Origin of the sequence: Streptomyces albiaxialis (assembly GCF_039530985.1) — a bacterium.
Classification (GTDB): Bacteria; Actinomycetota; Actinomycetes; order Streptomycetales; family Streptomycetaceae; genus Streptomyces; species Streptomyces albiaxialis.
Genome location: NZ_BAAAPE010000007.1, coordinates 34,537 through 47,129, shown reverse-complemented (window position 1 = coordinate 47,129; position 12,593 = coordinate 34,537). Strand labels below are relative to the sequence as shown.

Here is a 12,593-nt window from a genome sequence, read left to right as displayed (position 1 = left end):
CGGCCGGGCCCGGCGGGGGCCCGGTGGGCGAGACGGGCCCATGAGCGGGGGCCCGCTCTCATACGAGCAGCGGCAGGACCTCCCCGCCGAGCCGCTGCACGTTGTGCTCCGTGGCGGCCAGGTCCCCCGAGCCCTCCACGAGCAGCGCGAACCGCTCGATGCCGGTCCGCTCCGCCGTACGCGCCAGCCGGTCGGCGCACAGCCGCGGCGGGCCCACCGGGTGCAGCCCGCACAGCAGCTCCGTGTACCCGAACGGGTCGCGCATGGGACGACGGCGTCCGTCGACGGTGACATGGGCGCCGAGCCCGTCGCGCAGCCAGCCCGGCATCGCCTTCGTCAGGGACTCGGTGGCCTCGCAGCGGGTGTCGCCGACCTGGACGACCCCGGCGGAGACATGCTGCGCCGCCGCCTCCTCGACGGTCTCGTGGCCGTGCCCGGCGGCCAGCGCCTCACGGCGCCAGAGCGCGACCATCTCCGCCTTGTCCTCGTCCCCGCAGTGCATCCCCAGCAGCATGGGCAGGCCGCGCGCCGCGGCCAGCCGGACCGTGCCGGGCGAGGTGCAGGCGACGACCACCCGCGGCGGTGCCCCGGAGGGCGGGCCCCCGTCGGCACGGGGGATCAGCTCGTCGGCGCGGGGCACGACGGGGACTTCCCGGAACCTGTACCGCTCGCCGTCCGCGCCCACGCGGGGCTCGCTCAGCCAGCGCAGCAGCAGGTCGAGCGACTCGGGGAACCCCTTCTCGTACGCCTCCAGGCCGCCGCCGAAGACCTCCAGGTCCACCCAGGGGCCGCCGCGTCCCACGCCGAGCGTGAACCGGCCGCCGGAGAGCAGATGCAGGAGCGCGGTCTGCTCGCCGAGCGCGACCGGGTGCGCGCTCGGGAGCACGCTGACGGCGGTGCCGACCCCGATCCGCCGTGTGCGCCCCAGCAGGAGCGCCGCCACGGTCACGGCCGACGGGCATACCCCGTACGGAACGAAGTGGTGCTCGGCCAGCCATACGGCGTCGAGACCGGCCTCCTCCGCCGCGTCCGCGGACCGCACCACACGGTGCAGCGCCTCCCCCTGCCCCTGGCCCGGGAACTGCGCGCCCAGGACAAAAGCTCCCACTCGCATTGCCCACCGTCCTCTCAGACCGCCCCCGAGAACTCCATGGACCCCACGCGGAGTTGGCCCGACGTGCCGGGGTCCTCTCTAGCAACAACGCTTGACACGTGCCAAGGGCACGGCCTGGCAAGTCATTCATCAGATGAACGGCAATGAGCGGGTCGCTGTGGACGGCCCGGGCCACCCTCGGTACGCGTGCGTAGGCTGGATTCCGTTCCTCCCCCGTCGACAACCGAGGTGCCCCTGTGTCCCCGCGTCGTAACCGCCCGCGTGGCGGTGCCGCCAAGTCCGCCAAGGCCGCCAGCTCCGCGTCCGCAGGCCGTCGTGACGACGACGGAAGGGGCATGGGGGAGCGCTATGGCCTGGAGCGCACCGAGAGCTGGCAGGGCGAGGAGTGGGCGGTCCGGCAGATAAGCGGCGGCGCGGCGGCCAAGCACTACCGCTGTCCGGGCTGTGACCAGGAGATCCCGCCCGGCGTCCCGCACGTGGTGGCCTGGCCCAGGATGGGGGACGTGGCCGACAGACGGCACTGGCACAAGGCGTGCTGGAACGCGCGGGACCGCCGGAGCGCGAGGCTCCAGCGGTCCCGAAATGCGCCGCGCTACTGAGGTCGTGCTCATGCTGGCGCCGGACGGCGGCACGGCCCGGCGTCCAGGAGCGCGCCCTTCCGCGCCCCGTTCCGCTTGGGCTAGACGTCCCGCTGGTTGAGCAGCGCGAACGCGATGCCGAGCACCACGGCCGTCACAAGCGCGAGCAGCCCCAGCAGCGGCCAGCCCGTGGCGTCCTGATCGCCCTCCATGGGGATGCGGTAGAGCGTGGCCAGCCCGTTCAGCGGCGAGTACTCCATGAGCTTCTCGCGCACGGTCTTCATCGCCTCGCCGACCATGAACAGCGCCATGACCAGCGGCAGCAGCACGACGCCCATCATCGTGGTGATCGCCCCGGCCGAGTGCCGCAGCAGCGCGCCGACCGCCAGGGACAGCAGCCCGAGCAGCGCGACGTAGAGCCCGGCACCGACCGTCGCGCCCAGCCACTCGCCGCCGTTCGCGACGAGCTTCCCTCCTTCGATGGAATCGGCGAGATCCCCGCTCCGCGCGTACGAGGGAACGTCCTGGTCGCTCAGGAGCGCCGAGTTGATCATCGCGGTGAGCGTGCAGGCCACCGTGGTCATCACGAAGGCGAGCACGAAGAAGATCAGCGCCTTGGCGAGCAGCACCCGGCCGCGCTGCGGGCAGGCGGTGAGGGTCGTACGGATCATGCCCGTGCCGTACTCGGAGGTGATCACCAGCACGCCGAGGGTGATCACGCAGAGCTGGCCGAGCATCAGCCCGAACAGGCCGCTGGAGAGCAGCGGCATGCCCGTGTAGTCCTGTGTGCTCAGGCCCGCGGCGGTGGCGAGGCCGATGCCGAGGGTCAGGACGAACATCAGGCTCAGCGTCCACATCGTCGAGCGGACCGAGCGGATCTTCGTCCACTCCGAGGCGATGGCGTGCCCGATGTGCGTGCGGGTGACGGGGATCGGCGAGGAGTAGCCGGCGCCCGGCAGGCCCGGGGCCCCGGGGGCCTGGGCGGGCGGGGCGGCCATGGGAGCGGCGTCCTGCGGCGGGTACTGCTGGGTGCTCATCGGGCGTCCTCGCCTTCGTGCTGCGGCTGCGGGGAGGGGGCGGGGGCGGCGGGCGCCTGCGGCGGCGCGTCCGCATACGGGTTCGGGCCCGGGGCCGGGGCGCCGGGCGGCACCGGCGGCGCCGCCATCTGCGGCGGCATCCCGCCCTGCGCGCCGGGCGGCACGGCACCCGGCGGCATCTGCTGCGGCATGCCCGGCTGCATCCCCGGCGGCATGCCCTGCGGCGCCGTCCCCGGCATCTGCATGCCCGGCATCTGGGCCCCCGGCACCTGCTGCTGGAGCCCGGCGCGGGCGTCGGCCGTCGAGACGTAGTCGCCCGAGCCCTGCGTCATCCGCATGTACGCCTCCTCCAGCGAGGCCGAGTGCGGCGACAGCTCCCACAGCCGGACGTCGGCCTTGTGCGCGAGGTCGCTGATGTGCGGCAGGGCCAGCCCGCTGATCCGCAGCGCGCCGTCCTCCTCGGGCTGCACCTGGCCGCCCGCCTCCTGCACGGCCGAGCGCAGCTTCTCGTGCTGCTCCGGCTCGCCGTCGGGCGTACGGACGCGCGCGAAGCCCACCGAGTTCTGCTCGATGAACTCCTTCACCGAGGTGTCGGCCATGAGCTGGCCGCGCCCGATGACGATCAGGTGGTCGGCGGTCTGCGCCATCTCGCTCATGAGGTGGCTGGAGACGAAGACCGTACGGCCCTCGGAGGCGAGCTGCTTCATCAGGTTCCGCACCCAGAGGATGCCCTCGGGGTCGAGGCCGTTGACCGGCTCGTCGAAGAGCAGCACCGCGGGGTCGCCGAGGAGCGCGGCGGCGATGCCGAGGCGCTGGCCCATGCCGAGCGAGAAGCCCTTGGACCGCTTCTTGCCCACGCTCTGGAGCCCGACGACGCCGAGCACCTCGTCGACCCGGCGGGCCGGGATGCCGGAGAGCTGGGCGAGCGAGAGCAGGTGGCTGCGGGCGCTGCGGCCGCCGTGCACCGCCTTCGCGTCGAGCAGCGCGCCGACCTGGCGGGGGGCGTTGGGCAGGTTCCGGAACGGGTGCCCGCCGATCGTGACCTGGCCGGACGAGGGGGCGTCCAGCCCGAGGATCATCCGCATCGTCGTCGACTTGCCGGAGCCGTTGGGCCCCAGGAAGCCGGTCACGGCACCGGGCCGCACTTGGAAGGACAGGTTGTAGACGGCTGTCTTGGCGCCGTAGCGCTTCGTCAGGCCGTACGCCTCGATCATCATGGTCCCTGGACGCAGTTCGGGGCTGACTCGCCCCCCGACACGGCCTAGGAGGTTACAGGGGCCGGTTTTGGTTCCGTCCCGCGCGTCCCCAGGGGCCTACGTGTCCCCGGGGCCTACGCGTCCCTGCGCTTGAGGACCACGAACCCCGCGGCCAGCGAGACGACCGTCCACGCCACCATGATGAGCAGCCCCTCCCACGGCCCGTACGGGCGGTCCAGCGTCTCCGGCACCACCGACATCACGGTCGTCCCGGCCTGGTCGGGGAGGTACTGGGCGACCTTCTTCGTGGCGCTCACCGAGCCCAGGATGTTGGCGACGAGGAAGAACCACGGCATCAGGATCCCGAACGTCAGCAGCGGGCTGCGCAGGATGAAGGCGATGCCGACGGAGAAGAGCGCGATCAGCGTCATGTAGAGCCCGCCGCCGATCACCGCGCGCAGCACCCCGTCGTCGCCGAGCGAGGCCCCGTGGTCGCCGAGCAGCGACTGGCCGAGGAAGAAGGTCAGGAAGCTGGTGACCATGCCGACGACCAGCACCAGCAGCCCCACCACGATGACCTTGCACAGCAGGAACGTGCCGCGCTGCGGGACCGCCGCGAGCGAGTTGCGGATCATCCCGGTGCTGTACTCGGCCGAGACCACCAGCACCCCGAAGGCGATCATCGCCAACTGGCCGAGCCCCATTCCCGCGAAGCTCACGTACGTCGGGTCGAAGGTGAGCTGATCCCGTGTCGACATGTCGTCGAACTCGTTGTTGGTCAGCACGCAGATCAGCGCGCCCAGCCCGACCGTCACGACCAGCGCGAGGGCCAGCGTCCAGACCGTGGACCGTACGGAGCGGACCTTCGTCCACTCGGACTTGAGCACCCGTGAGGTGTGAGCCATGGTCAGCCCTTCCCGTCCTTGCCGCGGTTCCAGTCCGCACCCCACGCGGGCGCCGGCGACGCGGGCTCCGCCGCGACGGCCTCGGGCCCGGTGTGCGCGTGGTACTCCACGGTCTCGGCCGTCAGCCGCATGAACGCCTCCTCCAGCGAGGCCCGCTGCGGGCTCAGCTCGTGCAGCACCAGCCGCTCGGCCGCGCAGAGTTCGCCGATACGGGCCGCGTCGTCCCCCTCGACCTCCATCGCCCCGTCCTCCCCGGGCGACGGCCGGAGGCCCTCGGCGATGAGCATGTCCCGCATCCGCTCCGGCTCGGGCGTCCGGATCCGTACGTACGTCCGCGAGTTCTCCTCGATGAACCGCGACATCGAGGTGTCCGCGAGCAGCTTGCCCTGGCCGATGACGACCAGGTGCTCGGCGGTGAGCGCCATCTCGCTCATCAGGTGGCTGGAGACGAACACCGTCCGCCCCTCGCGCGCCAGATGCTGCATCAGGGTGCGGATCCAGTGGATGCCCTCGGGGTCGAGGCCGTTGACGGGCTCGTCGAACATCAGGATGTCCGGGTCGCCCAGCAGCGCGGCGGCGATGCCCAGGCGCTGGCCCATGCCGAGCGAGAAGCCCTTCGGCCGCTTCCTCGCGACCGCCGTCAGCCCCACCATCTCCAGGACCTCGCCGACCCGGCGCTCGGGGATGCCGTTGGACTGCGCGAGACAGAGCAGATGGTTCCGGGCCGTACGGCCGCCGTGCACGCCCTTGGCCTCCAGCAGCGCCCCGATGTGGTTGAGCGGCTCCTGCAACTGCGCGTAGTGCTTGCCGTCGATACGGACGTCACCGCGGGTCGGCGCGTCCAGCCCCAGGATCATCCGCATCGTCGTGGACTTCCCGGCGCCGTTCGGGCCGAGGAAGCCGGTGACGATGCCGGGCCTGACCGTGAAGGACAGCCCGTCCACGGCCAGCTTCTCCCCGTACCGCTTGGTGAGACCCCGCAGCTCGATCATGAGCCGAGGCTAGGACGGCCCCGGCGGCCCCGCCATGCGAGCGCGTCCGGTCGTGTGCACGCGAAAGGGGCCCGGCGAACCCCTCGCCGGGCCCCTCACACGTACGTCCTCGCCAGGTCTGCCGTTCAGCGGGACTGCTGGGCCGGGACGCCCCGCCCCAGGGACGAGTCCTCCGTGGCGGCCGCGCCGTCCTCCGGCTGGCCCGCGGCGGCCACCGCCGCGCCCGTGAGGGTGGCCAGCATCTCGCGCACGTTGGTGAGCTGGGCGTTGATGCTGTCCCGACGGTTCGTCAGCGCCGCCAGCTCGCGCTCGGACTCGCTGCGCACCCGGTCCGCCTTCGCGTTCGCGTCGGCGACGATGTCCTCGGCCTGGCGCTGCGCGGTCTCGACCGTCTGGCGCGCGCGGCGCTCCGCGTCGGTCCGCAGCTTCTCGGCCTCCAGGCGGAGCTGCTCGGCGCGGTGCTCGATCTCCGCGAGGCGCTTCTCGGCCTTGGCCTGACGGGAGGCCAGGTCGCGCTCGGACTGCTCGCGGCGCTTGGCCAGGTTCGTCTCGAAGTCGGCCGCGGCCTGGGCCGCCTTGGCGCGGGTGTCCTCGAAGAGGGAGTCGGCCTCCTCACGCTTGGACTGGGCGTCCTTCTGCGCCTCGTTCCGCAGCGAGGTGGCCTCGCCCTTGGCCTTCTCGACGATACGGGCGCCCTCGTCCTCGGCCTTCGACTTGCGCTCGGCGGCGAACGCCTCCGCGTCGTTCCGCACCTGCTGGGCCGCGCCCTCGGCCAGCTCGCGGTGCTGCTCGGCGGCCCGGCGGGCCTCCTCACGCAGGTCCTTCGCCTCTTCCTCGGCGAGGCGGAGGATCTTCTCGACACGCGCGCCCAACCCCGCGTAGGACGGCTCGGCGTCATTGACCTGAGCCTGGGCGTTCTGCGTTTCGAGGTGCAATTCCTCGATGCGCTTTTCCAGAGAGGTGATACGGGCCAGTGCGCTGTCACGGTCGGCGACGAGCTTCGTGATGCGGTCGTCCACCTGCCCGCGGTCGTAGCCACGCCGCACGAGCTCGAAGCCGAAGGGGGAGGAAGTGTCGCTCATGGGGTTCCTGTCGATTCAGACGGGTTATCAGACGGGGAGTGATAGAGGGAATCCTAGGGGTCGAAGCGGCGTGTCATCGAGCTTATGCCCGTTTGATCTGGAGAATGTGCGCTCGTTCGAGTGGCTAGCCCTCGGTGCCCTTGCCACCCGTACGGTTCGTACCTGCGCCAACGCCCGCCTTCACACTGCCGTTCGCCCCCGGGGAGGCACCGCCTTTCTTGCCGCTGGAGCCGCCTCCCGCCCCGGAGCCCGTGGACCCTCCGGAGCCTGAAGCGGAACCGGAGCCCGGTGCCTCGAAGGACTCCAGCGCCTCCAACACGTCCTGCACGCGGGAGATCTCGGTGTTGATGTCCGTCTGACGCCGCTCCAGGATGTCGAGTTCGCGCTGCCCGGCCTCGACCGTGCGCCGCGCCTCCTCCTGCGCCTCGTCGCGGATCCGCTCGGCCTCGCCGACCAGTTCGGCCTTCTTCGTCTCGGCCTCCTTGAGCAGCCCCTCGGCCTTCTTCACCGCGGCGATACGGACCTTGCCCGCCTCCGCGTTCGCGTCCGACATCAGCTTCTCGGACTTCTCCCGCGCCTCGGCGAGTTGCTCCTCCGCGGCCTTCACCAGCTTGTCGCAGCGCTCTCCCGCCGACTGCATCGCCTCGGCGGCCTCCCGCCGCGCCCGCTCGTGCAGCTCCTCGACCTCGCCCTCGATCCGGGTGCGCAGCTCCTCGGCGCGGTCCCGGATCGCGGCGGAGTCGCTCCGCGCCTCCTCCAGCATCGTGTCGGAGTCGGAGCGCGCCTTCTCGACGATCTCCCTGCCCTCGGCCCGCGCCTCGCCCACGAGCCGCTCGGACTCCGTGCGCGCCGCGCCGACCATGGTGTCCGCCTGCTCCTCGGCGGCCGTCTGCGTGCGGACCGCCTCCTCCTGCGCCTGGGCCAGGAGCTGATCGGCCTGCTCGGCCGCCTCCGTCCGCTTCTTCGCCGCGTCCTCGCGGGCCTCGTCGCGCATCCGCTCCGCGTCGGCACGCAGCCGCTCCGCCTCGGCCATCGCGTCCGAAACCGTGCGCTCCGCGAGGGACTTGGCGGCGTCCGTCTCCTCCTGGGCCTCGCGGCGCAGCGTCTCCGCCGCGTGCTCGGCGGCCGACCGCAGGCCCGCGATCTCCGCCTCGGCCTCCTCGCGCAGCCCCGCCACCGAGTCCCGCACCTGCTGCGCGGTCTCCTCGGCCGCCGAGACCAGGTCCGCGGCGCGCCGCTCGGCCTCCGCCGTCAGCCGCTCCGCCTCGGTCTGCGCCTCCTCGACCCGCTTGCGCGCCGAGGCCAGCAGCTCCTCGCTCTGCTCGCGCGCCTGCGTACGCTCCTGGTGCGCCTCCTCGCGGGCCGAGGCCAGCAGCTCCTCGGCCTCGCGCCGCCGCCGCGCGGCCTCCTCCTGGGCCGCGCTCAGCGCCTCGGCCGCCTCCGCGCTCGTACGCTCCGCCGCCGCGTCCGCCTCCGCGCGCACCCGGTCGGCCGTCGCCTGGGCCTCCTCGCGCAGCCGCTCCGCCTCCGCCGCGGCCTCGCTGCGGAGCTGGACCGCCACGGCCTCGCCCTCGGCGCGCGCCTGCGAGGCGTCCGTCGCCGCCTCCGTGCGCAGCCGCTCGGCCTCCTCCTCGGCCTGCTGCTGGAGCGCGCGGGCGCGCTCGGCGGCCTCGGTGCGCAGCCGGTCGGTCTCGGCGCGGGTCTCGTCCCGCAGCCGGTCCGCCTCCGCGCGGCCCGCCGTCAGCTCGGCCTGGGCCGCCAGCAGCTTCTGCTCGGCGTCCTCGCGCAGCCGGTCCAGCTCGGCCTTCGTCTCGGCCGCGCGGTCCCGCGCCGCCTGCTCGGCCTCCTCGCGGATCCGCTGCCCCGCCTCGTCGGCCTCGGCGCGGGTCTCCTCGGCCGCCTGCTCGGCCTCGGCACGCAGCTCCTCGGCCTCGCCGCGGGCCCGCTCCAGGGCCTCCTCGGCCTGCTTGCGGAGCGTCGTGGCGCGCTCGATCGCGTCCGTACGGACACGCTCGCTCTCCGTCGCCGCGTCGCTACGGGTCTCCTCCGCGTCCTGCTTCGCCTTGGCCAGCAGCTCCTCGGCGCGGGTCGCGGACTCCTCGATCTGCTGGACGGCCTCGCGGCGGGCCTCGCCGCGGATGCGCTCGCCCTCCTCGACGGCCTCGGCCCGCAACTGCTCGGCCTCGCCGCGCAGCCGCCGCGCCTCCTCCTGGAGTTCGACGGTCTTGGCGCGGTACTCCTTGGTGTCGTCCTTGGCGGCGCCCTTCAGCTCCGCCGCCACGTCGTGGGCCTCGGCGCGCAGCCGGTCGGCCTCCTCCTCGGCCTCCCGGCGCAGCCGCTCGGCCTCCTCGGCGGCGGCCCTGGTGGTGGCCTTGGCCTCCTCGGACGCCTTGTTCAGCACGTCCTCGGCGGTACGGGCGGCCTCCGCGAGCTGGTTCGCGGACTCCTCCGCCGTGGTCGAACGGGCCTCCTCGCGGGCCTCCGCGATCACCCGCTCCGCCTCGGCGCGGGCGTCCTCGCGGATCTGCTCGGCCTCGGCCTTGACCGCCTCGGAGTCCTTCGTCGCCTCGCTGACCAGCCGCGCGACCTGGTCCTTCGCCGTACGCGTCCGCTGCTCGTTCTCCGACTCCGTGTCGGCGAGGCGCTTGAGGGCGGCCTCCTCGGCCTCGGCGAGCTTGCGGTCGGCCTCCGTACGGGCCTCGCGCAGCGCCGTCTCGGCCTCCTGCATCCGCTCCTCGGCCTTGCGGACCAGCTCGGCCGCCTCGCGGCGGTTCGACTCCGACTCGGTGGCCGTGGAGGTGCGGAGCTGCTCGGCGTGGTCGGTGGCCTCCTGGGCCTGGGTCGAGGCCGCGTTCAGGAGGCGCTCCGCGTCGGCGCGGGCCCGGCGCAGGATGGCCTCGGCCTCCGTGCGGGCGTTCTCCGCCTCGGTGCTCAGGCGCTGCCGGGACTCCTCGGCCAGCCGCTGGGCCTCGGCGCGGGCCTGGGCCAGGGACTGCTCGGCCTCGGCCCGGGTCTCCTCCATGAGGCGGCGGGCCTGCTGCTCGGTGCGGGTGCGGAGCTGCTCGGCCCAGGCCACGTTCTCGTTGACGTGGTTCTCGACCGTGGAGCGGCGCTCCGCCAGCTCCTGGTCGAGCTGCTGGCGGCGGCGCACGGCCTCGGCGTGCAGCTCGGACTCCAGGCGGGACTGCTGCTCGGCCTGCTCCTGGAGGAGCCGCTGCGTCTGGGCGCGGGCGTCGCGCAGCTCACGCTCGGCGTCGGCACGCATCTGGTCGGCCTGGATCTGCGCGTTGCGCAGCAACTGCTCGGCCTGGTGCGAAAGGTTGTCGTATCCGGCCGGGCGCGTGGCAAGGGCGCGACGCGCCTCGTGCAGCTTGGCGCGCAGCACTTCGACCTGATAGCCGAGGTCGTCGGCGTGCTCGACGGCCTTCTCCCGCTCCTTCTTGAGCCGATCCATCTCGGCCTCGAACTGCGAGAGGTGATCGTCAGCCTCGTAGCGGTCGTAGCCCCGCACTGCGCGGTCCCATCCGTCCCCTGGTCGTCGTGGAGGTGATCAGAACCCTCTCCGCGGACTCCTCGAAAATGGTGTCTCCCGGAAATGGTGTCAGATCATCGGCGGAACGTGGACCGAGCCCCCAGCCCGGAGCCCCCGTCAGGTACGGATGGCCCGCCCCGGCCGAAGGGCCACTCTACCGGGCGCGGAAGCGGACGTCAGCGGTCCGTTGGCCAAGCGGCTGCGCCGCACGCACAGCCGGGGATCATTTCTGCCGTCCTGCGCCGTGCCGGGCAGAGGTTGCCCCTGCCCGTGCCCCTGCGGGCCGCGGCCGCATCGTGGCCGGGCGCGCGGTTCCCCGCGCCCCTTTGGGGCGCATCGCTCGCCGGAGCCGCCTAGCGAGCCTCCTCCGAAGGGGCTGCCGCCGTCACCAGTTCCGTGAGCACGCCGTGACAGTCCTTGGGGTGCAGGAAGGTGATCCTCGAATCCATGGAGCCGTGGCGGGGCTCGTCGTAGAGGACGCGGACGCCCTTGTCGCGGATCGCCTCGGAGTCGCCGTCCACGTCGGCCGTGCCGAAGGCGATGTGGTGGACGCCCTCGCCGTTCTTGGCCAGCCACTTGGCGACCGCGGAATCCTCCCGGATCGGCTCCAGGAGCTGGATGTAGGAGGCCCCGCCGTCGTCGGTGCCGTTGATCCTCAGCATGGCCTCCCGGACGCCCTGCTCCTGGTTGACCTCGGTGTGGAACACCTGGAAGCCATAGGTGCGAGAGTAGAAGTCGACGGTGGCTTCGAGGTCCTTGCAGGCGATCCCGATGTGGTCGATACGCGTCAGCATGGGGAACAGTGCAGCGCTTGTGAGCGCGGTTACGCAACGTGCGCACGGTCACACTCACGTACCGGTGACCGCGGGAGGTACCGCTCAGTACATTGACGGTAACCCTCGTTAACTTCCCGCCGGAAGGGGCTCTCACCTCATGACTGGCACGACTGGATCCTCCAGTACCACCTCCGTGATCGTCGCCGGGGCACGCACGCCCATGGGGCGGCTGCTCGGTTCCCTGAAGTCCTTCTCCGGGGCCGACTTGGGCGGCTTCGCCATCAAGGCCGCGCTCGACCGCGCCGGCATCGGCGGTGACCAGGTCGAATACGTGATCATGGGGCAGGTGCTCACCGCCGGGGCAGGGCAGATCCCGGCGCGCCAGGCCGCCGTCAAGGCGGGCATCCCGATGAACGTGCCCGCGCTGACCGTCAACAAGGTCTGTCTCTCCGGCCTCGACGCCATCGCGCTCGCCGACCAGCTCGTGCGCGCCGGTGAGTTCGACATCATCGTCGCGGGCGGCCAGGAGTCCATGACCAACGCCCCGCACCTGCTGCCCAAGTCCCGTGAGGGATACAAGTACGGCGCGGTCGAGATGCTCGACGCGATGGCCCACGACGGGCTCACCGACCCGTGGGAGGAGATCCCCATGGGCGCCTCCACGGAGAAGCACAACACCAAGCTCGGCATCGGCCGGGCCGAGCAGGACGAGATCGCCGCCCGCTCCCACCAGCGCGCCGCCGCGGCCCAGCAGGCCGGGCTCTTCGAGGCCGAGATCACCCCGGTCGAGATCCCGCAGCGCAAGGGCGACCCGGTGCTCTTCTCGCAGGACGAGGGCATCCGCGGCGACACGACCGCCGAGTCGCTGGGCAAGCTGCGACCCGCGTTCGCCAAGGACGGGACCATCACGGCGGGTTCGGCCTCGCAGATCTCCGACGGTGCCGCCGCCGTCGTCGTGATGAGCAAGGCCCGCGCCGAGGAGCTGGGCCTGGAGTGGATCGCCGAGATCGGCGCCCACGGGAACGTGGCCGGGCCGGACAACTCCCTCCAGTCGCAGCCCTCCAACGCGATCCAGCACGCCCTGAAGAAGGAGGGCATCGCCGTCGACGCCCTCGACCTGGTCGAGATCAACGAGGCGTTCGCCGCGGTCGCGCACCAGTCAATGAAGGACCTCGGAATCGGCCCCGAAAAGGTGAACGTCAACGGTGGCGCCATCGCGCTCGGGCACCCCATCGGGATGTCCGGGGCCCGGCTCGTCCTCCACCTCGCGCTGGAGCTGAAGCGGCGCGGCGGCGGCACCGGCGCGGCGGCGCTGTGCGGGGGCGGCGGCCAGGGCGACGCCCTGATCGTCCGCGTCCCGTAGTCCGTACCCTCGTACCGA

General features: G+C 72.6%; 10 protein-coding genes. 2 read left to right on the top strand and 8 right to left on the bottom strand.

Annotation, left to right across the window (positions count from 1 at the left end; all coding sequences use genetic code 11):
- Positions 1-58: 58 nt before the first annotated feature.
- The gene (locus ABD343_RS11115; RefSeq protein WP_344526736.1) at positions 59-1,114 is read right to left on the bottom strand and encodes an LLM class flavin-dependent oxidoreductase; all 1,056 of its coding nucleotides are present in this window, start codon (positions 1,112-1,114) and stop codon (positions 59-61) included.
- A gap of 236 nt (positions 1,115-1,350) precedes the next feature.
- Here ABD343_RS11115 and ABD343_RS11110 point away from each other — a divergent pair, with 236 nt between their 5' ends.
- Entirely contained in the window at positions 1,351-1,713 is a 363-nt protein-coding gene (locus tag ABD343_RS11110; protein ID WP_344526734.1) for an ATP/GTP-binding protein, read from the top strand.
- Between the two features lie 80 nt (positions 1,714-1,793).
- Here the strand turns inward: ABD343_RS11110 and ABD343_RS11105 are convergent, their stop codons facing one another.
- The 7 genes from ABD343_RS11105 to mce form a co-directional block, all read right to left on the bottom strand.
- Positions 1,794-2,729 carry an ABC transporter permease gene (locus tag ABD343_RS11105; RefSeq protein ID WP_344526732.1) on the bottom strand — a complete coding sequence of 312 codons (936 nt, stop codon included), beginning with the start codon at positions 2,727-2,729 and terminating at the stop codon, positions 1,794-1,796.
- The gene (locus ABD343_RS11100; RefSeq protein WP_344528498.1) at positions 2,726-3,943 is read right to left on the bottom strand and encodes an ABC transporter ATP-binding protein; all 1,218 of its coding nucleotides are present in this window, start codon (positions 3,941-3,943) and stop codon (positions 2,726-2,728) included. The genes ABD343_RS11105 and ABD343_RS11100 overlap by 4 nt, the downstream gene beginning before the upstream one ends.
- A gap of 116 nt (positions 3,944-4,059) precedes the next feature.
- Positions 4,060-4,830, bottom strand: coding sequence for an ABC transporter permease (locus ABD343_RS11095; RefSeq protein ID WP_344526730.1), 771 nt, complete (start codon positions 4,828-4,830; stop codon positions 4,060-4,062).
- Positions 4,831-4,832: 2 nt separating this feature from the next.
- Positions 4,833-5,822 carry an ABC transporter ATP-binding protein gene (locus tag ABD343_RS11090; RefSeq protein WP_344526728.1) on the bottom strand — a complete coding sequence of 330 codons (990 nt, stop codon included), beginning with the start codon at positions 5,820-5,822 and terminating at the stop codon, positions 4,833-4,835.
- A gap of 125 nt (positions 5,823-5,947) precedes the next feature.
- Positions 5,948-6,904: a coiled-coil domain-containing protein gene (locus tag ABD343_RS11085; RefSeq protein WP_344526726.1), complete on the bottom strand. Its 957-nt coding sequence runs from the start codon at positions 6,902-6,904 to the stop codon at positions 5,948-5,950.
- 124 nt (positions 6,905-7,028) lie between these two features.
- The gene (gene scy, locus ABD343_RS11080) at positions 7,029-10,415 is read right to left on the bottom strand and encodes a polarized growth protein Scy (RefSeq protein WP_344526724.1); all 3,387 of its coding nucleotides are present in this window, start codon (positions 10,413-10,415) and stop codon (positions 7,029-7,031) included.
- A 374-nt stretch (positions 10,416-10,789) separates the two neighbouring features.
- Positions 10,790-11,230, bottom strand: coding sequence for a methylmalonyl-CoA epimerase (gene mce / locus ABD343_RS11075; RefSeq protein WP_344526722.1), 441 nt, complete (start codon positions 11,228-11,230; stop codon positions 10,790-10,792).
- 139 nt (positions 11,231-11,369) lie between these two features.
- On the opposite strand from mce, the gene ABD343_RS11070 reads away from it, so the two are divergent.
- A complete protein-coding gene (locus tag ABD343_RS11070; RefSeq protein ID WP_344526720.1) occupies positions 11,370-12,575 on the top strand; it encodes an acetyl-CoA C-acetyltransferase in 1,206 nt (401 codons plus the stop codon).
- The last annotated feature ends 18 nt before the right edge of the window (positions 12,576-12,593 follow it).

Excerpts from the sequence above, each read along its gene's own strand:
- ABD343_RS11115 (WP_344526736.1), bottom strand. The coding sequence starts at position 1,114 with ATGCGAGTGGGAGCTTTTGTCCTGGGCGCGCAGTTCCCGGGCCAGGGG.
- ABD343_RS11105 (WP_344526732.1), bottom strand. The coding sequence starts at position 2,729 with ATGAGCACCCAGCAGTACCCGCCGCAGGACGCCGCTCCCATGGCCGCC.
- ABD343_RS11100 (WP_344528498.1), bottom strand. The coding sequence starts at position 3,943 with ATGATCGAGGCGTACGGCCTGACGAAGCGCTACGGCGCCAAGACAGCC.
- ABD343_RS11095 (WP_344526730.1), bottom strand. The coding sequence starts at position 4,830 with ATGGCTCACACCTCACGGGTGCTCAAGTCCGAGTGGACGAAGGTCCGC.
- ABD343_RS11090 (WP_344526728.1), bottom strand. The coding sequence starts at position 5,822 with ATGATCGAGCTGCGGGGTCTCACCAAGCGGTACGGGGAGAAGCTGGCC.
- ABD343_RS11085 (WP_344526726.1), bottom strand. The coding sequence starts at position 6,904 with ATGAGCGACACTTCCTCCCCCTTCGGCTTCGAGCTCGTGCGGCGTGGC.
- mce (WP_344526722.1), bottom strand. The coding sequence starts at position 11,230 with ATGCTGACGCGTATCGACCACATCGGGATCGCCTGCAAGGACCTCGAA.
- ABD343_RS11070 (WP_344526720.1), top strand. The coding sequence starts at position 11,370 with ATGACTGGCACGACTGGATCCTCCAGTACCACCTCCGTGATCGTCGCC.